Source organism: Paraburkholderia dipogonis (genome assembly GCF_042680985.1).
GTDB classification, from domain to species: Bacteria; Pseudomonadota; Gammaproteobacteria; order Burkholderiales; family Burkholderiaceae; genus Paraburkholderia; species Paraburkholderia phytofirmans.
Genome location: NZ_JBHUFR010000005.1, coordinates 1 through 18,895 on the forward strand (window position 1 = coordinate 1; position 18,895 = coordinate 18,895).

Below are 18,895 nucleotides of genomic sequence, written 5' to 3' on the forward strand. Positions count from 1 at the left end.
CATTTCGACCTCAAAGCCTCACCCTGAAAGCCTTCGAAGATTGTTCAGGTCCGACTGGATAGCGGGCGCGGTTGCGTTATGCGTGTTGGAGTGGATGTGCGCTGCGACCGGCGCGTCGGATTCGACGTGCTGGCAAGCCGCAGCCTGTGAGCCCGGCGGCGAAACAGCAATGGCCGGAGAGCTTCCCGACAGGGCGTCGCTCACTGGCGACGGGATGGGGTTCTTATGACGTGAGTTCATTTGTGCGCTGGCATTGGGTTGGCATGAATTTATGCGCAACGTCCAGACGCAGAAGGGCTTACCCAATCTGTTACACACGCTTGTGCAGATTTGCAAAGCGTGTGGCGCTGGACGCGCAAACATAAACAGATACAGGCAAACCCCACTCACCATTTGTGGCGGGCGTTCAACTGTCGGCCCCTTGGCGGAAGACGACTCCGATTCGGTTGATTAGCCTATTCGCAGATTATCGGCGGTCGATTTCCCGGCTCCAGGCGGCTTACGGCTCCGATCCCAGAACATTTTGGTAGTCGACCTACCGGTCTACGAGTTGCTACTTTAGCAGACAAATTATTCTCGCGGGTCTTCGTAGCTTTTTAGACCCGCCTAAACTTACTTGAACTTCCGCGACGCCCTCAAGCGCAGAAATTTGCCCAGTCTTGCATCAATGCCGCCCGCTTTACGAAGAGGTCGCCACGGGCGTACGCCGCTTCGGCCTTGTCCTTGATCCCGTGAGCGAGAGCGGCCTCGCAGACTTCGCGCGGGTAGTGGGTCGTTTCGCCCGCCCAGTCGCGGAACGTCGAGCGAAAGCCGTGGACCGTAATGTCGTCGCGTTTCATGCGTTCCAGCAGTTGCAGCATTGCCATGTTGGACAACGGGCTCTTATCACGCCTCCCCGGAAAGACGTAATCGCCCCGCTTCACTTCCTGCTGCATCTTGACGAGAGCGATTGCTCGGGCGGACCGCGGAACGCGATGCTCCTTTCTCATCTTCATGCGCTCGGCGGGGATGGTCCAGACGCCCTCGTCCAGATCGAACTCGGACCATGTGGCTCCGATCACTTCATTAGTTCGGGTGGCGGTCAGAATGAGAACTTCGAGGGCGCGTGCGGCGGTGCCTTCCTGCGCGCGCAGCTTCGGCATGAATGCGGACAAGTCGGCATACGGCAGTGCCGGATGATGTGTCACCTTCTGGACGCGGGAACGTTTCGGTAGCAGCGTATCGAGATGACCCTTGAGACGCGCCGGATTTTCTCCGGTGCGATAGCCGCGCACAGTTGCCCAGTCGAGTACCGACTCGATTCGGCCGCGAAGGCGCGAAGCTGTTTCGGTTTTTGTCGCCCAGATCGGTTCCAGCACCTTCATGACGAGCGTGGTGTCGATGGCGGCGACGGAGCGCGAATCGAAGATCGGGTAAGCATACGTGGTCAACGTGTTGGTCCACTGGTCTGCGTGCTTGGCGTTTTTCCACCCGGTCCGGTGCGCCTCGATATACTTCTCGGCACAGTGCTGGAAGCTTATCTCGTCGGCTGCAGCGGTTGTCTCTGCCTTACGCTTGGCTTCGCGGGCGTCAATAGGATCAATGTCGTCCAGCAATTGACGGCGGCAGGTCAAAGCAAGAGCGCGGGCTTCTGCCAAACCAATAGTGTGAACGGGACCGAGTCCCATGCCTCGCGGTTTACCCTTGCGCATGTAACGGAAGAGCCACGACTTGACACCCGCGGACGTGATCTGGAGATAAAGGTTGCCGCCGTCGGCATACAGCCCCGGCTTGGTTGTCTTGGCGACCGTTAGTTGGCTAAGTTTGTTTATGGCTCTTGGCATTTTGACTACAAAATGACTATCAAATTAAAGTCTGATTGTACCCAAGTTCATCCAAGTTCAACTGATAGCAAACGTCGACGCATCGGTCGGCAAGCCAATGCTGGCAAGGGATGCCGCGAATTCCAGCGATCACCGATGAACACCGATGCATTCAATCTTGACGGACACCGCCGCCGCCTTCGACGGGATTGTCAAGGACTGGCACCGCACGGGCTTTTTGCTCGACGAAGGCAACAAGTGGCACATGCCGCCTTCGCAACGGTTGCTCGAACTGCATCGGCAATATGCCGCGAACAAGGAAAACTGATCGATGACACAGACGACTCATCCTGACGCCGAAGCGCGCCGCACCCTTGAACTGCTCGGCCCCGCACCCGAAAACTGGGTTCCGGACCAGCCGGGTATCGATCACAACGTGTTCATCGTCGGCGGTGGGCAGACCGGCTGTGCGTTCGCGTTTGCGCTGCGGCGGGCCGGCATCGGCCGGGTCAGCGTGATCGATGCGGCCGATGACGCCTCGAAGGCCGGCGTGTGGCTGACGCGCGCGCGTATGAACAAGCTGCGCACGCCGAAGTCGCTGGTCGGGCCTGAAGGTGGTTTGCCAGGGCTCAGCTTACAGGCGTGGCACGAAGCGCGTTTCGGCGCGGCATCGTATCGCGAGATAGATCGCATTCCGCGCGAACAGTGGGCGCAATATCTGGCGTGGTATCGGGAGTTTCTCGACGTTCCGATTCGTTACGGTACGCGGCTCGTGAGAATCGAGCCGCTCGGCACGCATTTCCGCCTGCATCTCGAAGTGAATGGCGAGGCGCGCGTCGAGACGGCGCGCAAGGTGCTGCTGTGCAACGGCGTCGCAGGCAATGGCGGCGCGTTTGTGCCACGCGTGCTGGCGCCGCTGCCGGCGGCATTGGTGGCGCATACGTCGCACGACATCGACTTTGCCACGTTGCGTGGCAAGTCAGTCGCGGTGCTCGGCGGCGCGGCGTCAGCATTCGATGCCGCCGCAACCGCGCTCGAAGCGGGCGCGGCCGACGTGCATCTGTTCGTGCGTCGCGCGACCCTGGCGGCCGTGCCGGTCTCGCGTGCGCGCGCCTACCCCGGCGCCTACGACAACTACTTCGATCTGCCCGACGCGCTGCGTTGGGCGCAGGCGCTTCGCTTCAAGCGCTCGGGATCGACCGCGCCGCTGGACTCGCTTCAGCGCGTCACACGGTTCCCGAACTTCCATTTGCATACGGGCGCGCGATGGGAATCTGCGCGTGAAGCGGAAGGGCGTATCGCCGCGCAAGTATCGGGCGAGACATTCGAGTTCGACTTTGCGATTGCAGGCACGGGCTATTTCATTGATCCATCGGTACGGCCGGAGCTTGCGGATTTCGCGTCGCAGATCCGGCTGTGGCGCGACCAATACACGCCACCTGCCGGCGATGCCGACGAAGGGCTCGGCGCGCATCCGTACCTCGGCGCAGCGCTGGAGTATCTGGAGAAATCGCCGGGACAGGCGCCGCATCTGAAAGACATTCACGTATACAATCCGGCGGGTTTCGTCAGCGCCGGCGTGCCGGTGGGCGATGTGCCGAGCATGAAGCGCGATATTCCCGCGGTGGTCCGGCGCATAAGCCGCGATCTGTTTCTCGCCGATCTCGATGCGCATGCGGCCCGGATCGCTGCGGATGTGCCCGCTGATTTCGACGAAACCGCGTATGCGTCGAGTGTGTGGCAGCGTGAAGCGTGGAACGCATGATGCCGTTGTTGATGAATTAAGGGGAGAAGCGGGCGTCTTCAACGCCCGCTTCTGCGGCCTATACAACCATTAAGACTGCCGTTCGTGCGCAGACGCAAGCCGCGTGGCCTTTGAAGTTCGCGTCTTGCCGCCAGCACCCAGAGCGCCACGCGCCCACAAGAACATTTGGACGGTCACCAGCAGCAGACACGCCCCCAGCACTGTCGCGCTGATCGGGCTTTGAAACAGCGAGGCCAGATTGCCGCGCGCGAGCAGCATCGAGCGCCGGAAGTTTTCTTCGACCATCGGCCCGAGCACATAGCCGAGCAAAATTGGCGCAACCGGAAAATCGAGCGCCACAAGCAGCGCGCCCGCGATGCCGAAGGCAAGCACTTCGCCCACTTCGAACAGACTGTTATTCGTGCTGTACACGCCGAGCGCAATGAAGAACAGCGCCGACGGATACAGAAAACGATAAGGCACGCGCAGCAGTTTCACCCAGATGCCGATCAACGGCACGTTCAGTACCGCGAGCAGCACATTGCCGACCCAGAAGCTGGCGATGAGCCCCCAGAACAGGTCCGCATGTTCGGCGACGAGGCGCGGCCCCGGCTGAATACCCTGGATCACGAGCGCACCGAGGATCAGCGCCATCACCGCATCGCCGGGAATACCGAGGCTCATGGTCGGAATGAAATCGACCTGCGTTTTGGAGTGCGACGCCGCTTCCGGTGCGGCCACGCCTTCTAGCGCGCCACGGCCGAAGCGTTCTGGCCGCTTCGCGAGTTTCTGCTCCAGCGCATAAGCGACGAAGGTCGTGATGGTGGGCCCGGTGCCCGGCATGGCGCCGAATAGCGTGCCGATCAGCGTGCCGCGCAGCATCGGCGGAAATGACTGGCGCAATTCCGCACGGCTTGGGCGCATGTCGCGCAGACTCAAACGAACATTGCTGCCCACGGTTTCCGTACGGTTCACGCCGCGCAGAAACTCGGTGACGCAGAAGAGACCGAGCGCCAGCGCGACCAGTTCGACCTTGTCGGTCAGCGCGGACAAACCGAAAGAGAAGCGCACGATGCCCGTGTTGACATCGGTGCCTACGGTGCCGATCAGCAGCCCGACGATCGTCATCGCAATGCCTTTGAGCGGCGAGCCTTTCGTGAGCGTGGCGCCGCACAGCAGCCCCAGCAGCATGATCGAGAAAATCTCCGCTGGTCCGAATTTGAACGCGACGCGCACGAGCAACGGAGACGCGAAAATCATCACGATAATGCCGAAGGACGCCGCGAAAAACGATGCGATCATCGTGATGCCGAGCGCGGTGCCGCCTTTGCCCTGGCGTGTCATCGGATAGCCGTCGAGACAGGTCACCGCGTGCGGCGGATGACATGGCAGGTTCAGAAGAATCGCGCCGATCGCACCGCCGTATTGCGACCCGTAGAAAATCCCGGCCAGCATCAGGATGGCGGGAATGGGTTGCATCGTGTAGGTCAGCGGCAACAGCCCCTACGACCTGATCGACAAGGGTAGTGGGTCCAATGTTTCGCAGGGATTCATCCACTCCACGGTCCGACTGGCTCGAAGTGAAAACCTGACGGTTCGCGAGTTGCTCGACCGCAATCCTGGCGCACACAGGATGATTGTGGGAACCCCCGAAACCATTGCAGACGACATCGAGCATTGGTTCGCCGGTCGCGCCGCGGATGGCTTCAACCTCAACGCCGACGCGTTTCCCTCCGGCCTTGCGGACTTCGTCGATCACGTCGTGCCGCTGTTGCAGCGCAAGGGCATTTTCCGGCGCGACTATGAAGGCACGACGTTGCGCGAGCACTTCGGCCTTCCGCGTCCGCCCAGCCGCTATGCCGAGGCCGGAATAGACGTTGCAACAACCGCTTCGGATGCAATCGTTTGAGGCTCATGGCGGCTGAGACACATATTTCGGATGCCTGTTCAATTTCATTCTTTCAGGAATCGTATGTCTACAAGAGAGTCCACCTTGACGGCGACGCCCGCAGCGCCTCCCGTCGCGGCTCGATACGCTGCGGGAACCGCTTCTGCGCGCCGTGACTCCAGTTCTGCTGATCGCGCTATGGCAATTGGCTTCTTCGCTGGGTGTAGTCAGTGAGTTCGTGCTGCCGGCGCCGGCCTCGGTGCTGGCCGCCTACCGCGAACTGTGGCAGTCGGGCGACTTGCAGGATGCGCTCAAAATATCGCTTGCCCGCGCGGCGCTGGGGTTGCTGATCGGCGGCGGTGCGGGGCTGCTGTTGGGAGTCGCCGCCGGCCTGAGCAAATCAGCCGAACGCGGCTTCGACACCGTGCTGCAGATGCTGCGAACGATCCCATTCATTGCGCTCGTACCGATTTTCGTCGTCTGGTTCGGAATCGGCGAATTGTCCAAAGTCGCGCTGATCGTCGGCGCGGCGATTTCGCCGATGTACCTCAGCACCTATCACGCCATACGTGGTATCGATCCAAAACTGCTGGAACTCGGCCGTACGTTCCGTCTGACGCGCGGGCATCAGATACGGCTCATCATTCTGCCCACGGCACTGCCGGGCATTCTCGTCGGCGTGCGTTATTCCGCGGCCATCTCGCTGCTGGCTCTCGTGGCGGCGGAGCAGATCAATGCAAGCGCGGGTATCGGCTTCATTCTGAACAACGCGAATCAATTCCAGCGGACCGACATCATCATCGCGGGAATACTCGTTTATGCGGTGCTCGGTATCGGCGTGGACGCGCTTTTGCGTCTTATCGAGCGCAAGGCTCTGGTCTGGAAAGGCACCCATGTCTGAAGTCGCTTATAAGCCCCAAGCCGAGTTCGATCACGATTCAGCGCCCGTCGTGGCGAGACTATCCGGCGTCAGGAAACGCTATGGCGACAACACGGTGCTCGACAACGTCGATTTCACGGTAAGGAAAGGGGAGGCCGTTGCTCTGGTCGGCCCGTCCGGCACGGGCAAGACCACGGTGCTGCGCCTGCTTGCCGGGCTCGAAGCGGTTTCGGGCGGCAGGACCGATGTGTCGGAGAATACCTCTGTCGTGTTTCAGGAGCCGAGGCTGATTCAGGCGCTCCGCGTCTGGAAGAACGTTCTGCTGGATGAGGTGCACAAGCCCAATGCCAAAGACCGCGCACGCGTGGCGTTGCACGACGTGGGGCTCGAAGACAAGCTGGAAAGCTGGCCTGTCAGTCTTTCCGGCGGACAGGCGCAGCGCGTTGCCGTTGCGCGGGCACTTTATCGCCGCCCGGACCTCATGCTGCTCGACGAACCGTTTAGCGCACTCGACGCTTTCACGCGCCGCAGCACTCAAAGCCTGGTGTTGAAACTGTGGGCCAAGTACAGGTTCGGTCTCGTTATCGTGACGCACGATCTGGACGAAGCGCTGATTCTGGCCGACCGGATCGTGATCCTCTCCAAAGGCAGGATCTGCCATGAAACGCGGGTGGATCTACCCCGCGAGCGTGATGTGACGTCGCCGGAATTCAATGCGCTCAAGCGGGACCTGCTCAAACAGTTCTCGCTCAGTCTGACCTGATTTGTTCAATCATCCACTCAAGGTATTTATGTCGCTGATGAAATCGTTATGCGCCGGCGTTGCCGTACTTCTTGCGGCCGGTTCGCTCACCCTGTCCGGCACGGCCGCGGCCCAAAGCCAGCCTGACCTGAAAAACACCAAGCTGGTTATTGCATATCAGGACCCGGCGTTTCCAGCGTTGATCCGCAAATCAGGCGTGGTCAATGGGGCGCCTTACCAGATCGAATGGGTGCTGCTGACAGGGCCCGCCGCCAATCTCTCCGCGCTCTATGCCGGCAAGATCGATCTCGGTCATATGGGCGATACATCCCTCGCGATTGAACAGGCTAATGCCCGCACGGAATGGACGAAGGACTCGACGCCGTTGCGCATCGTCGCGGGCTGGCGAAATTTCTATTCGAAGGAGTATCCGCCGGTTGTGACCGCAGTGCGCACGAGTGCCAACATCAGCAACGTTCAGGAAATCAAGGGGCGTAAAGTCGGCTATAACTATGGCGGCTACAACCATTCACAGTACCTCGCCACGCTCGTCAAAGCCGATGTCACTGAAAAGGACATCCAGCCCATCAAATTCGCCGACGGCGCGACCTCCGCGGCCGGGTTTAATGCGGGCGAGGTGGAAGTCTACTCGGGCGCGCTCGGGCCTATCCTGCCGACGATCAAGTCGGGTGCCGGCCATATCCTGCTGGTTGATCGGGACACTCAGATTCCTGCACTCAACGTATGGACCACGACAGCCGCAGACCTGAAAGACCCGGCCAAGGTCGCGGCGTTCCGGGATTTCTTCTCGCGTTTGTCGGGCTACTGGGCGTGGCATGACGCGCACAAAGAGGAGGTGGTGAGCGTGCTCAAGGACACGCTGAAGATTTCCGACGACCGTGCCGCATTCGAATACGAGGTACGCAGCGGCAGCTTCGTCAAATTCGATGCCGGCCTGCTCGGTCAGGAGCAGAAAATCGCCGACATCCTGTACGACGGCCACGCAATTCGCAAGAAAGTGAAAGTGGATGTCGAATACGACCCGCGGTTCAACGCAGAGCAGAAGGCTATCTGGCCCATCAAGACCAAGGGCTGATACTCCATCGCAATCTCGGTGGGCGGAGGATCAATCAGAATGATCGCGCTCGCGAAGAGTTGCTTGCGAATGATATCGAAGACGTTCAGCCCGTTGCCTTGGCAGCGGGGTTCTTTCTGCGTGCGTGGCACATGCCAGCTGCCTCTTGACGACTTACTGAGCCGCGCGCATTGAGCGGCGCGTGACGAACGTTCTGCCCCGCGCGCCCGGTGTTCGGCGCAGTGTCGCTGCGCGGCGGGCAGCCCGTGATTCTGCGCGCTGTGGCCGGCGTGAGCGACTGATCGCCGGTGGCAACGTTTTGTCCCGGCCCGTCCCGACGGGTTCATTTTCTCAGGCAATATGCAAAGATGAATTCGTCATTTCCCGTTTGGAAAGAGCAATCGCATACTGGATTATTGACGTTTGCATGAAAAGCTGGCGTCAGATGGATCGCTGCGCGCAAGAAACACGTCGCCTTACAAAAAATACGCGCAGTTCCTCGCGATCAACCGCAACTAAAGGGGAATGTGATGAGCAATACTCCAGCGACGCGCAGCGTGGCTGCGAATGCGAACGTGGGCTCGCATGAAAAGCGCAGGTTGATCGGAAGCGAAGACTGGTGGGCTGTTGCAATCGGTCTTTTTGCGATCGCCGTCGCTTACGGGCTGTTCGCATCGGGCACGAGCATCAAGTGGCTAACAGTCGCGCCGGCGAAATGGGCTCAGCCCGCGCAGCTTGGCGTGGACGTTGCTAAACATGCGAGTGGCTACGTTTCACTTTTCATCGCATTCGCCATTGTGTTTTCGGTAGCAATCGGCGCACTGGGTCAGCAGATCGGCCACTTTCTGTTCGGATTCGTCGCCGTATTCATCCTCTCGGCGTTGATTTTTTCTGCTGGCGCGTGGGCGCAGGCAAGCACATATAACCTTGAGCCGCCGCTTATCGCGCTTGCACTCGGACTGATCATTTCAAACGCGATTGGCGTGCCGGAGTGGCTCGCCCCGGCGCTGCGCGTCGAACTGTATATCAAGGTGGGGATCGTGCTGCTCGGCGCCACGCTGCCGCTCACGCTGATTGCATGGGGCGGCCCGGTCGCGATCGGGCAGGCCACGATCGTGTCGCTCGTCACATTCTTCGTGATTTACTTTGCCGCACGGGCGCTTGCGATCGACAAACGCTTCGCGGCGGTACTAGGCGTGGGCGGCGCCGTGTGCGGTGTGTCGGCGGCCATCGCTATTGCTGGCGCTGTGCGGGCCAAACGCGAACAGGCGTCGGTCGCTATCACGCTGGTTGTGATATGGGCGATCGTGATGGTCTTTGCACTGCCGGGCGTGTCGCGCCTGCTTGGACTTCCCACTGGCGTTGCCGGCGCGTGGATCGGTACGTCCGAATTCGCCGATGCCGCCGGGATCGCCGCGGCTCAGGCATATGGCGATTTCGCGCGCCACGCGGGTGGTGCAGTGGCAGGCGCTCCGGAAGCTTCCCTGCAGGCGTTTGCGCTCATGAAAGTAGTAGGGCGTGACATCTGGATCGGTATCTGGGCATTCGTGCTGGCCATCGTCGCGACCACGCGTTGGGATCGTGAAGCCGGCGAAGAATTGCGCACGGAAACGCGCGCGAGGGAAATTTGGGTGCGCTTCCCGAAGTTCGTGATTGGATTCGTCGTTGCTTCGGTGCTTGTGACGTGGATTTCGTCGCACTACACACTGGCCGATTACCGACGCGTCGTGACGCCTGCATTCGTTGCTCCGATCGTTGCGCTGCGCACCTGGGCATTCACGTTCTGCTTTCTGAGCATCGGGCTGACGACGCGGTTCGCTTCGCTGACCGCCACGGGTCTGAGGCCGCTGGTCGCTTTCACGGCCGGCGTGGTTGTGAACGTGGCGATCGGTTACGTGCTATCGGTTCATGTTTTCGCGCCGTACTGGTCCAATTTTGCCCAGTGACGCGTTCATCCCTTAAAGCGCAGCGAGCGTTGGACTATGGGAAGCGATATGCGAACGCAACAGCCTTGCGGGACGTGCGAAGATTGCGCGTATTTTTCGGGTGATCGCGACGAAATCGAAGCGAATATCCCGGGACTCACGTCGTTGAGTTCGGCATACGGTGCAACTTTAGGCGAGAGCCGGCTATGCAGCCGATTCGACCGGTTTGTGTCGCCTCGCGATGCCTGTGCGTCGCATAGCCCATCTGTAGTGAGTCACATGCATCCCAAGGCCGCGGCATTGCGAGGAAGCCGACAGTGACCGCAAGAGTCGAGACAATGCCCCTTATAGCTATCGCCCACCAGCCGGATGCCATCGGGGATCGCGTTGAGCTGCTTTTCGTACGCAATCAGGCTCCCCGCCGTTTTCCCGGTTATCGGCGCGCGCCGTGATTACTTGATTAACTGCATTCCAGCGACGTTCGATGCCGTCACGTCGAAAGTCGCCGTGTACTCGCACTCTGCGACATGGCCCAACCGCTCGATCAGGCAGTTCGCGAAATCCGCCTTGTCTGATGCCGCAAAGATGCGAAGTGCCTTTCGCACCGAGTCCGCACCTTCGAGAACCAGCTCCTTCGTGCCAAGCATGGATTCGATAATGTCCTTAATCTGCTGTCGCTCGACGCCGTAGCCGCGCCCAAGCACCCACATCACCTCGACCAGGGCAATCTGCGAAACATAGTCCGGCCGCTCGGCGCAAAACGAATCCATGAGCGCTGTCGCCTTCCTCGACTGCACCACGTCATCCTGCGCGAAGTAGCGGACCAAAACGTTTGCATCCAGTCCGATCATCGCGCCGATGTCCCCTGCTCGGCGACGGCGTGATTCATGTCCTCAATCGAAACCGGTTTGGCAGGCTTCTTCACGATGCCCTTGAGCAACGCGAGCAGACGAGTAGCCGGATAGACTTCATACCGACCCGTCTCCTCGTTGAAGCTGAATTCGAGCCGGTCGCCAGATTCCAGGCCGAGATGGTTGCGTACGTCCACCGGGATCGTGGCCAGGCCCTTCGACGTGATCGTTGCTGCTGTCATAGTGCCCTCCAATTTCGCCTTACTTTAAGGTAAGGAGTCGGAAAATGCATGAGCGAAATGGCGCCGGCCACAACTCGTCGCCCTCGAAGCACACGACTCACAATCGCGGACAGGCGCACCGGATCACCCTTGGCAAGATTCTTAACTGCAGACAGTGGGGAAACTCCAAACAATTCGTGAATGAGCATCAGCGGGCGACCGCCGCGATGCATCCGCACGGAAGATGTGCGTCGCGCAGCGAACGCGTTCCCGCCTTCAATCCCGGTCTGCTGTTGCAGTCGCGGCACAATCTTCGTCAACGTTTCGCACGAGTAGATGACTGTGCCGCTGCCCGTTACGCGTCGCACAAAAAGTGAACGACTTTCCGTCGCTCGCCTTGAAGAGCGGCCCGTGCTGGTCTAGCCCACGATACGCGGCCCGGGAGCTCATGATGCTATGCGGCGCCACGAGTCGGTACGCCAACTAGTCGTCAATCGCTCGGCAGGTCTTGGTTCTGTTCGAGAAGAATTTTCCGATGCCGTAGTCGGGCTGGCGCAGGTACGCGCCGCGTTCAACCGGTCTATTGGGCAGCAAGTTTCGAGCTTTGTTGCCGCAAGCCCTCAAAGATCCTGTCCGACACATCGTTGGGAAAAGCGGCCGGCAACTGCGCTTCAACCTCCGCGACGACATCCTCCGTCATGTTCGTTAGCGTCGTGATCATCTGCTCGACATCAGCGGGGGCTAGCGTGACTCGTTGCCCTTGCGCAACCCAGTGGCGTCGCCGGATCTCATTGATCAGATAGTGGGCGTTGTTGCCCCGTACCGCCATTGCCAGTTTCACCCGGCATGCGGAAAGCAGGTTCGGTCCGTTTCCAATGATCGGGTGCGTGGAGATAACGTCATAGATCGGCGTGGCCTCATAGCGGTTGGACTTCAGGTGGGCGATGCTGAAATTTTTCGCGTGCCCGTCGGTGGCTGCGAGCATCCAGAAGACGATCTGCGTCATGAAGAAATGGCGCTGATCGATCGCGGAGCGCTCCGAACCAGCCAGAACTTCCATGACTTTCTGGATGCCGGGGCCGCCATCCGACTCATATTTGTCCGCTGCGGATGTGCCGGTCGCCTGGCACATGTCCTCCTGGGGAAGCCGCAGGATCCATGAACCGTCGCTCGCATGCCGGCGATCGAATCGCTCGACGACAAGTACTTTCTGGTCCTCGAAGCTTGCGATGTCGCAATTGGCGATGGGCAAACCATACGCGGCGATGATTTTCGAGCACAGCCACTCGTTTTCCACCGACGTGCGCATGTCGGCGCGCATGTTGCCGACGAGCCCGAGAGGGAGCTTCAGGATATGCGTGGTCGGGGTACTGCCTTCCGGAATGGCCCACCGGTCGTCGTGCCACAGAAGCGCGGTCTTTTCCTGCGCGCCGGCAATGGACAGGCGCAGGTCGTCGATGGGCTCATGCTGGCCCAAGACCGGCGGGGCCGTTGTCTCCCGCAGTAGCCGCGCGATCTCCGCCTCGTTGAGGGGGCGCCCCCTGATCTGCTCGAGATCCACCGGCGTTTCATCCGGAGGTAGCAGCTGGATAGCACCTACGCAGTCCCGGCCAAGCCTGGCCAGCAGCTCGAAAGGGGAGGTGCCGCCAGTTTTGTAGCGCCTTGCGATGCGCTCGCGGATAGCCCGGCTATCGGGTAGAAGGTTGTCGAAATAGTCCGAGACCACCTTGCCGCGAAAGGGCTGATTGCCGGGCGTAAACGGCAGCGAGAGCGACAGGGGACGTCCTTGTTCGTCTGCGATCCAGTCTTCGAAGTAAGTGAGTTTTTCCCCGTCGCGGGTCGTCTCCCATGTGCCAACGGGCAACCCGTTTATCCAGAGATTCAGGCTTTTGTCGTGTGCGCGGCGGCCCATTGCTACCAGTCCTCGCGCTTCTTGGGGGTAGCAGCCGTTGAAGCCGCCCGCTTCCGTGCGAGCGGCTTCGGTGTGCCTTGCGTGCTAGCACGCGCTGGTGCGGCGACGGCTTTCCGGGTGCCGGCCGTTTTGGCTGCCGTAGAAGTCACGCGGTTTTTTGTCACGCTCTGCTTCGCCGCGGCCGGCGCTTCCGCTGTCCGCAGACTCGCGGATGGGCGGTCTTCGAGATCTGCCGGGGTCAACAACTGAGTCAGAACGATATCGACCTTGAGCACCCTCAAAACCTGGAATAAGCGGTCCATGCTCGCGGATTCGGGCTTTGCCTCGAGCTGGGCGTAGGTCTGCTGGGTGATCCCCAGGCGGCTCGCCAGCTGCGCCTGCGTAAATCCGGCGGCCTTGCGGAAGCCTACAAGAATGGGCCGCAACTGGTGAGGGGTTTTAACGGGGTAGCCCACGGTCGACCTCGGATAGCCGGGAAAAACAGCAATGAGACTGTAAATGGAAAATACAGTATATATCCTGTATTCGGCAAATACAAAGACTAATCTGTAAATAGAAAATACAGGAAATACCCTGTTAAATCGTATCATCCGTTGCGCGCCGGCCGAGTCAGGTTAGTCGTTGACAATAGGCGGCGCGTGTGCCTTCGCCGACACACCGATCCGAGGGGCGTTAATGCCATTCTGGCAATTGCATATCGATAGAAATTGGAAGGCAAGGCACACGGGTAGCGGTAGCATGGGCGTCCCTTCACGTGCCTCTTCCCGCGTATCAAATCGATGTCAGCCAAATCTCCACGCTTCGGTATCTGGGCGCTCGTGCATGGCAGCCGCGCGGCGCTGCAGGATCCCGCGGAACCTTACGACGCCTCATGGGAGCGCAACAAAGCGCTCGTGCTCGAGGCCCAGCGCCTCGGCTACGACTCGGTGCTCGTCGCCCAGCATACGGTCAATCCGCATGACGCCTCGCTCGACCAGCTCGAGGCATGGACGGCGTCGGCTGCATTGGCGGCACTCACATCGCGCATCGAGATCATCGCGGCCATCAAGCCCTATCTCTATCACCCGGTCGTACTCGCCAAGATGGCTCAACAGATCGAGCACATTAGTGGCGGGCGCTTTGCGATCAACCTGGTGAACGCGTGGAATCGTCCGGAGCTGGAGCGCGCCGGCATCGGTTTTCCGGAGCACGATGAACGCTATGTGTATGGGCGTGAATGGATCACGGTCGTCGATGCGCTGTTGCGCGGCGAAGTGGTGAATCATCACGGCGACACGGCGACAACTTCCGCATCGACGAATATCAGCTGCGTCCCGCCGATCCGTTTCGCGCACGTCCGCGCATCTATGTGGGCGGTGAGTCGGAGCCGGCGCGCGTCTGATCGCCGACGTCTCCGCTCGCGCTCGCCCCGCCGGGCAGGACGCTTTGCGTTTCGGTCTGTCGGCTTTCGTGATCGCGCGCGAAACCCAGGCGCAGGCTGAGGCTCACCTTGAACATCTGTTCGCATTGGCCGAGTTGGACAAGCCGCTGCGTGAGCGGCAGAAAGCCAATATCGATCCGAACGTCGTGATGATCCAGACGTTTGCACAGTCGCCCCGTGTCGGTTCGAACGGGGGCACGGCGGCAAACCTGGTCGGCGATTACGATACGGTCGCGCGACGTATTGCCGAGTTTCACCGGGCGGGAATTGAACTCTTCATGCTGCAGTTCCAGCCGTTCGAGGCCGATATGCAGCGCTTCGCAGAAGAGGTCGCGCCGCGCGTTCGCCGTCTGCTTTCCGACTGAGCGCGGGAATATCTCGCTGCTGGCCATCGAGACGTCGTCCCTGGCAGCAGGGACGACGGCCTTTGCGCTCAGAAGAACGCGCCTGTAGGCGGAAGACGCCCAGTGAGCAGGTTCTGGCCAAGCAGGCGCTCCTTGTAAAGTCGCGGATTGTGCGAGGCAATCACCTTGATGTTGCGCCAGTGCCGGTCCAGTGCGCCCGCACGCGAGACCACTGAGCCGGACCCAAGGTCGATCAGCCAACTGGCGATCTGCGGAGCGAGATCGTCGATCACCACTTTGGCTTCTGCCGCCGAAAGCGTAGCGGACAGCGTGGTCTCATACTCGTCGCTGGTGCCATAACTGTCCCACGCTCCTTGCAGCGCGCCGACAGCGCGGTCGACAGTCGCCTCGACGCTGGCCGCATACGCGCGGATACGACCGAGCAATGTCTGTAGAACAGGCTCGTCGGCAGGATGCGCGGCTTCGCCATGATAGAAGTTGCGCCCCCTCGAGCGCAGCACCTCTACGGCGTCCAGAACGATCCGCCGCACGACGCCGGCGATGCAGTTGCTCAGATAGACCTGATGAAACGTGTATCCCCACGGCGCGGTTTCTTCAGCCTTCGGCGGATCCGGCGGATAAACATGGTCGGCAGGCACGATCACGGCGCGAAAGGTCGCCGTGCCTGAGCCTGTCAGGCGCTGGCCGAAGCCCTGCCAGTCGTCGTGGTCGCTAACCCCTTCGCCACGGTCGAGCACGTATTGCACTGTCTGGCCGGCACGGCTTTCCACAGCGAGGCCGACAAATGCGTCGTTGTAGAGGTTGCCCGTGGCATAGACTTTGTCCCCGGAGCCGACGTAGGCATGCCGTGTCTCGTCCCATTCGAGTCTGCTCAGCACGCGGCTCGGACGGGCGCCGGCCGCCACCACGTCGGTCTCGGTAAAGCTGAGGCCGATCGTCTTGTTCTGTCCGGTCAGGTCGAGAACATGCGCATGGAAAGGATGGCCTCGCTGTCTGAGCGACGCTTCGACCTGCCACAGGTGATTGCGAAAAGCATGCGCGATATTGGAATCGGCGGCTGCGACATCGCGGGCTACGACGAAGAGCTCGGTTAGCGACAAACCTCGTCCTCGTGCCTCGGCGGGCAGGCGCAGCGCACCGAAGCCCAGCGCCTTGAGCCTCGCGATCTCATCGTGCGGCAGACGATGCGTCACCTCCCGCTCGGCAGCAGTCGACGCGATATCGGCGAGCGCCGCCGAAAAACCGAGGGTTGCAGACAATGGTGAGACGAGCCGTGGCCGGCCGCTATCGACGATCGTTGCGTCAGACATGCGTATACCGATTACAGATAGCTTCGTTGCGGCTGCGGGCCTTCGCATCGAAGCCCGGATGAATGTGTTGTGCGATCATCAAATGTGCCCCATCAAACCTTAATGCTGTAATCCGCGACCTTGATTCGCGATCGGATGATCTTGCGTTCCGCGAGCCAGTCGGCTGCCCGCTGAAGTTGCGCGATGAAAGCGGCGTCGTCGGGTTCGTGGAATTGATTCACGCGCTTCAGGCTGGTCAGATAATCGCGCACCTGGTTCGGGTACCTGGCTTCGCCCTGTGCGAGTTGCTCGGCTTCGGCGGAATGCGTCGACTGCCACGCGCCTTCCACGTAGTACGCGTCGATCACCGCGCGAATCAGCTCGGAGTTCTCTTCGGTAAATTTTCGGCGTGTCACCAGCGAGCTGTAATCGATCAGAAAATCGAGGTCGCGTCCCTCGTTGAAGATGTCCTTGGCATCGTTCGAATTACGCGCGATGTCCACCGCCGGCGACCACATCGACCAGGCGTCGACTTTGCCTTGAGCAAACGCCGGCGCGGCATCGGGCGGATTCAGATAGACGAACTCGACCTTCTCGCGGTCGACGTGGTTCTTTTCCAGCGCTGCGATCAGCAGGAATTCGCCGAGCCCCGAGCGATTGATAGCGACCTTGCGGCCCGCCAGATCGGCGACCGAATTGATGCCGCTCGACTTCTTTACGATGATGGCGGTCGAGCGCGGCGAATAGACATCGAATGCATTGAAGACGATGGGCGAGCCGGCCAGCATGGCGGCCAATGCGGGCGTAGTCGATCCCCAGAAGCCGAAGTCCGCACTGCCGCCGACCACTGCCTGAATCGACGGCGCATGGTTCGGGAACGGGCCGATCCATTCGACCTTGATGCCTTTGGCGGCGAGCGTCTTTTCGAATACGCCGCGTTGTTTGGCGATGTCCGGCAGGCTGCCGTACCCCCAGCCGATGCGCACCGTATCGGTGTTGCGTGTCAGTTTGCGCGGCTCGGCTGCGCGGGCTGGGAACAGGCCGCCGGCGGCGGCGCCGGCCAGCAGGCCACCCGCCGCGCGCAACAGCTGGCGACGACTCAGCGAAGAATCATTCATTCTTTTCAGGTCCTTGGAGTAATACAGGAAATCGATCAGTGAGACAGAACGCCCAGTTCTTCGAGCAGCGTGGACCGCAGTTCTTGTGGCGTGCCGTTTTTGGGCCGGAAGGAAGCCGCGATACGCCCCGAGCGCATGACGAGAATCCTGTCGGCGAGAGTGAGCGCTTCGTCGACGTCATGCGTCACGAGCAGCACGCCCGGGTGATGTCTGGCGACGAGTTCCTTGACGAGTCCGTGCATCTTGATTCGCGTGAGCGCATCGAGTGCTGCAAACGGTTCGTCCAGCAGCAGAAGGGCGGGGTCGCGAACGAGAGCTCGCGCTAACGCTACGCGTTGCGCTTGACCGCCCGACAGATTGCGCGGCCAGTCGCCCTCGCGGCCGGCAAGCCCGACTTCGGCCAGCGCGCGCGCTGCGCCGGCCCGGCCGACCGTTGTTTCATGACCGAGCGCGACGTTTTCCCACAACGTTGCCCAAGGCAGCAGGCGAGGCTCCTGAAACACGACGGAAGGGCGTTCGGGCGCGCGAATCTGCCCAGCGTCAGGCAGATCGAGCCCAGCCAGCGCGCGCAGCAGGGTGGTCTTCCCGCAGCCGCTTTCACCTAGCAGGGCGACGAATTCGCCTTTATGTATATCGAGATCCAGCGCATCGATGACAACACGCGTGCCGTAGCAGCGCCGCAGGCCGCGTATGGATACGCCGAGCTGGGACGGACTGGCTCGATCCTCGATGACAAGCGCCGAAACTTCAGGATCACGGGGCAGTGCGATGCTTCCGCTCACTTTTGCGCTCCTTTGGCGTAATTCGCGTGCCACGCGAGGAACCGGGTTTCAAGCAACCGCACCAGCGCGTCGGCCACGACGCCGATGATCGCGTAGATGATCATGGTGAGCAGAATGACATTGGTTTGCAGGAATTCGCGGGCATCCATGGCGAGGAAGCCGATGCCTTTTGTCGTCGCGAGCGTTTCGGCGATCACGAGCGCGAGCCAGGCATGAGCGAGCGCATAGCGTACGCCCGTGAGGATCGACGGCATTGCTCCTGGCAGAATGATTCGCCGCACGATCGCGGTCCAGTCGAGCCCGATGACCCTGGCGAGTTCCATCAGCTTCGGATCGATCTGGCGGATGCCCAACATGGTGTTGATATAGATGGGGAACAACACCGCGAGCGCGACCAGAAAGATTTTCGCCACCTCGCCCACGCCGAACCAGACGATGACGAGCGGCAGCATCGCAAGGAAAGGGATGGCGCGCACCATCTGGATCGGACGGTCGAAAAGCGCCTGCGCCAGCGGCGAGAAGCCGACCGTGATGCCAAGCACGAGGCCGATCGCTCCGCCGACTATGAAGCCCGCCACGGCACGCAGAAGCGAAACGCCGAGGTGAACGAACAGATCGCCATTTCTTGCCAGATCCAGCGAGGTTTCGGCGACACTGCTCGGTGCCGGGAGCACCTGAGACGCAATCAATCCAAGACGCGCGGCGGTCTCCCAAAGCACTAGAACCACAACGGGAACGAACCACGAAAGCCAACTATAGAGCGCGCCTTTCGAAACACCCGAACGCAGCCATTTCGAAGAGACATAGCTGCTGCGAGAAGAAGTTACGTCGGCCATGTCGGTTCCATATCAGCCATGAAAAAAATGCTCAAGGTCGGCGCA

Annotated in this window: 15 protein-coding genes and 3 pseudogenes; 8 read left to right on the plus strand and 10 right to left on the minus strand. The window is 60.7% G+C overall.

Annotation, left to right across the window (positions count from 1 at the left end; genetic code table 11):
* Window positions 1–635: 635 nt before the first annotated feature.
* Window positions 636–1,823, minus strand: a complete 1,188-nt coding sequence (locus ACFSNN_RS04330; RefSeq protein WP_134466206.1) for a tyrosine-type recombinase/integrase — start codon at window positions 1,821–1,823, stop codon at window positions 636–638.
* 145 nt (window positions 1,824–1,968) lie between these two features.
* Between ACFSNN_RS04330 and ACFSNN_RS04335 the strand changes: the two genes are divergently transcribed.
* Both ACFSNN_RS04335 and ACFSNN_RS04340 read left to right on the plus strand, forming a co-directional pair.
* Window positions 1,969–2,130, plus strand: a complete 162-nt coding sequence (locus ACFSNN_RS04335; RefSeq protein WP_244323243.1) for a hypothetical protein — start codon at window positions 1,969–1,971, stop codon at window positions 2,128–2,130.
* A gap of 3 nt (window positions 2,131–2,133) precedes the next feature.
* Complete coding sequence (locus tag ACFSNN_RS04340) at window positions 2,134–3,567, plus strand: NAD(P)-binding domain-containing protein (RefSeq protein WP_134466207.1); 1,434 nt, start codon at window positions 2,134–2,136, stop codon at window positions 3,565–3,567.
* Between the two features lie 69 nt (window positions 3,568–3,636).
* On the opposite strand, the pseudogene ACFSNN_RS04345 reads toward ACFSNN_RS04340, so the two are convergent.
* A pseudogene (locus ACFSNN_RS04345) lies at window positions 3,637–5,046 on the minus strand (tripartite tricarboxylate transporter permease); the annotation flags it as partial.
* A 1-nt stretch (window position 5,047) separates the two neighbouring features.
* Between ACFSNN_RS04345 and ACFSNN_RS04350 the strand changes: the two are divergent.
* The 5 genes and pseudogenes from ACFSNN_RS04350 to ACFSNN_RS04370 form a co-directional block, all read left to right on the plus strand.
* Window positions 5,048–5,455: pseudogene (locus tag ACFSNN_RS04350) on the plus strand (LLM class flavin-dependent oxidoreductase); the annotation flags it as partial.
* A 151-nt stretch (window positions 5,456–5,606) separates the two neighbouring features.
* Complete coding sequence (locus ACFSNN_RS04355) at window positions 5,607–6,335, plus strand: ABC transporter permease (protein ID WP_244323244.1); 729 nt, start codon at window positions 5,607–5,609, stop codon at window positions 6,333–6,335.
* Window positions 6,336–6,429: 94 nt separating this feature from the next.
* The gene (locus ACFSNN_RS04360) at window positions 6,430–7,077 is read left to right on the plus strand and encodes an ABC transporter ATP-binding protein (RefSeq protein WP_244323245.1); all 648 of its coding nucleotides are present in this window, start codon (window positions 6,430–6,432) and stop codon (window positions 7,075–7,077) included.
* 37 nt (window positions 7,078–7,114) lie between these two features.
* The gene (locus ACFSNN_RS04365; protein WP_244323246.1) at window positions 7,115–8,152 is read left to right on the plus strand and encodes an ABC transporter substrate-binding protein; all 1,038 of its coding nucleotides are present in this window, start codon (window positions 7,115–7,117) and stop codon (window positions 8,150–8,152) included.
* A 509-nt stretch (window positions 8,153–8,661) separates the two neighbouring features.
* Window positions 8,662–10,077 (plus strand): YeiH family protein, encoded by a 1,416-nt coding sequence (locus tag ACFSNN_RS04370; protein ID WP_134466212.1) that lies wholly within the window; start codon window positions 8,662–8,664, stop codon window positions 10,075–10,077.
* 431 nt (window positions 10,078–10,508) lie between these two features.
* Here the strand turns inward: ACFSNN_RS04370 and ACFSNN_RS04375 are convergent, their stop codons facing one another.
* From ACFSNN_RS04375 to ACFSNN_RS04390, 4 genes are all read right to left on the minus strand, one after another.
* Entirely contained in the window at window positions 10,509–10,907 is a 399-nt protein-coding gene (locus tag ACFSNN_RS04375; RefSeq protein WP_134466213.1) for a PIN domain-containing protein, read from the minus strand.
* Window positions 10,904–11,149, minus strand: coding sequence for an AbrB/MazE/SpoVT family DNA-binding domain-containing protein (locus ACFSNN_RS04380; RefSeq protein WP_134466214.1), 246 nt, complete (start codon window positions 11,147–11,149; stop codon window positions 10,904–10,906). The genes ACFSNN_RS04375 and ACFSNN_RS04380 overlap by 4 nt, the downstream gene beginning before the upstream one ends.
* A 559-nt stretch (window positions 11,150–11,708) precedes the next feature.
* Window positions 11,709–13,040, minus strand: coding sequence for a type II toxin-antitoxin system HipA family toxin (locus ACFSNN_RS04385; RefSeq protein ID WP_134466215.1), 1,332 nt, complete (start codon window positions 13,038–13,040; stop codon window positions 11,709–11,711).
* 2 nt (window positions 13,041–13,042) lie between these two features.
* Complete coding sequence (locus ACFSNN_RS04390) at window positions 13,043–13,495, minus strand: helix-turn-helix transcriptional regulator (protein ID WP_377689702.1); 453 nt, start codon at window positions 13,493–13,495, stop codon at window positions 13,043–13,045.
* Window positions 13,496–13,819: 324 nt separating this feature from the next.
* Between ACFSNN_RS04390 and ACFSNN_RS04395 the strand changes: the two are divergent.
* Window positions 13,820–14,825 (plus strand): annotated as a pseudogene (locus ACFSNN_RS04395) (LLM class flavin-dependent oxidoreductase).
* A 68-nt stretch (window positions 14,826–14,893) separates the two neighbouring features.
* On the opposite strand, the gene ACFSNN_RS04400 reads toward ACFSNN_RS04395, so the two are convergent.
* From ACFSNN_RS04400 to ACFSNN_RS04415, 4 genes are all read right to left on the minus strand, one after another.
* Window positions 14,894–16,135 (minus strand): acyl-CoA dehydrogenase family protein, encoded by a 1,242-nt coding sequence (locus ACFSNN_RS04400; protein ID WP_134466216.1) that lies wholly within the window; start codon window positions 16,133–16,135, stop codon window positions 14,894–14,896.
* A 92-nt stretch (window positions 16,136–16,227) separates the two neighbouring features.
* Window positions 16,228–17,232: an NrtA/SsuA/CpmA family ABC transporter substrate-binding protein gene (locus tag ACFSNN_RS04405; RefSeq protein ID WP_134466217.1), complete on the minus strand. Its 1,005-nt coding sequence runs from the start codon at window positions 17,230–17,232 to the stop codon at window positions 16,228–16,230.
* A 35-nt stretch (window positions 17,233–17,267) separates the two neighbouring features.
* Entirely contained in the window at window positions 17,268–18,014 is a 747-nt protein-coding gene (locus ACFSNN_RS04410) for an ABC transporter ATP-binding protein (protein WP_134466218.1), read from the minus strand.
* Window positions 18,011–18,850, minus strand: a complete 840-nt coding sequence (locus ACFSNN_RS04415) for an ABC transporter permease subunit (RefSeq protein WP_134466219.1) — start codon at window positions 18,848–18,850, stop codon at window positions 18,011–18,013. Before ACFSNN_RS04415 ends, ACFSNN_RS04410 begins: the two co-directional genes overlap by 4 nt.
* Window positions 18,851–18,895: the final 45 nt, after the last annotated feature.